Here is a 1,983-nt window from a genome sequence, read left to right as displayed (position 1 = left end):
TTACAGGCAATATCTCTATCTCCTGCCAGCCAGAAGAACATATTACCGCTTGGGTGGAAGCTGTTTCTAAGGGCTGGACACAAATCTTAGATAATTCTCACCCTGGACTGGGTAAGTCTTACAACGCTGGACAACTGACGGCGGGGCTATTCGGCGTTGATAAACTAATTTACCAGGATGCCAACCACAGAAACCCATCTACACTGCCCATTGAGACGAATTTTGTTGACCTGCCAGTGCGACACAACGGCTTTAAACTAGATCCCACCCGCAAAACTCCTACAGGTGAGGATTTCAAACTGTGGACTAAAGCGGGTGAGACTGCTGACACTGATGGCAATTGTCACAGGACTTACTTATTTAACGCCTTCCGCAGCAAGAATTTTAGCAGTTTAGATTTTGAAGAGAGCGGTATTAGTCCCATCTGTGGCGGTTGTTCCCTTAAAAATCAGTGCCGTTTTGCCAGTGGTGACGGTTTTGGCTTCCGCTTTCAAAAGCGCAGTGCAATTCAAAATTATTCTGAACTCAGAGCGCACCCAGACTCTACACCAGTTACCTTAACTAACGCTGCTGACCAAACTTTCACCGTTGGGCGGTTATGGGAAGAAGCAGGTACGCTCATCAAGCCCGTGCGCTCGGTTGATGTGAACCGAGGCGATTTTGAAACCACTGTGGGCAAACTGCTACTGTTAGAACCAAACATAATGTCACAGCTGCAACCTGCACTCTTAGTTTTACACCAACTGTTAACTCAACAACTTAAGCCCACTGACCGCTACGGGTTTGATGATGCCAGCATTCGTGCGCTGCTGCCCCCTTTCCCCACAGGCTTAGATATCGAAGCGATTCGCCAAGCCTCTGAACCTGATTTAACTTTCCTAGAAGACTTGGACTCAATTGATATTACCCAAGATAAACAACTCAAAAAAAGCTCTGCGGCTCGTTATGCTGCCAAAAAGGTAGTTAAAGACAGCGCACGAACGGCTGGTAGGGAGTTTCTTGACTTGCCTAATTACTGGTTGCCTGACTTCCTGGAAGCTTGGAAGGGTGACGGTAGTTTTCAGTCAGGGTGGGGTGTACTCAGCATTTACCGCCGAAACCCCAAGCATACTGAATTGGCCAACTCTGCCAAATTTAATATTTATCTTGATGCCACTTTCAAATCCCAGCAATTGAAATTGAAACTGGGCATCAATGATCCTGTGTTAGTCATCGAGCAACAACGCCCAGACTACGACAATTTAAAAGTCGTCAACGTTACTGGGTTGGGTAAATTGCCCAAAAATCGCTCCCTTCCACTTAGCGCTCGTGTTAATGCCCTCAAAGAAACCTTGAAAAAACTCTGCCCCAACCTTGGCATTATCGATTGGAAACAAATTGCATCCCTTGCCGAGGGCCGCACAGAATACGGTCACTTTGTCGATGGTCGTGGTGTTAATCGCTTTAGTGACGTTGCAGCGATCGCAAGTTTTGGCATTCCCTACCAAAACATCGGTGTTTTAGCAGCACAATATCAGGTGATGACTGGGGAACCAGTCAACCTGGAAGATAAAAACAGCGCTTTCCAAAAGTATCTCACAGACCTGATCCGTGCAGAAATCATCCAAGAGATTGGGCGATTACGCGCTCATCGTCGCCCCAATGTGGAGCTAACATTCTACTTCTGCGCTGACTATGATTTGGGTTTCCTCGTGAGTGAATTACCAGGAGTGAAATTAGAAAGCGTTGATGCCTGCGACTTCTGCATTGAAGCTGGTAGCCGCGACCAGCAGACCGGACACGCCATCGTCAAAGCGTTCACCCACCTTTGGCAGTCACACCAGAAAATTGGACAAAAGGCTCTAGCCAACATTGCCGAAATCTCCCAAGCTTGGGTGAGCCGATTTACCCAGAGATGGGGGGGCTGGCAGCACTTTAAAAAATTATTACTCCTGCTATTAGATAGTCTTAATAGCGGTAGTAATAAAAATTTGGCTGACTTAG

1 pseudogene is annotated in these 1,983 nt (G+C 46.9%); it reads left to right on the top strand.

What is annotated here, in order from left to right:
- Positions 1-1,983: pseudogene (locus CDG79_RS40285) on the top strand (PriCT-2 domain-containing protein); the annotation flags it as partial.

The organism is Nostoc sp. 'Peltigera membranacea cyanobiont' 232, from assembly GCF_002245985.1.
Lineage (GTDB): Bacteria > Cyanobacteriota > Cyanobacteriia > Cyanobacteriales > Nostocaceae > Nostoc.
The sequence above is the reverse complement of the archived record's forward strand: the minus strand, read 5'-3'. Positions and strand labels throughout refer to the sequence as shown.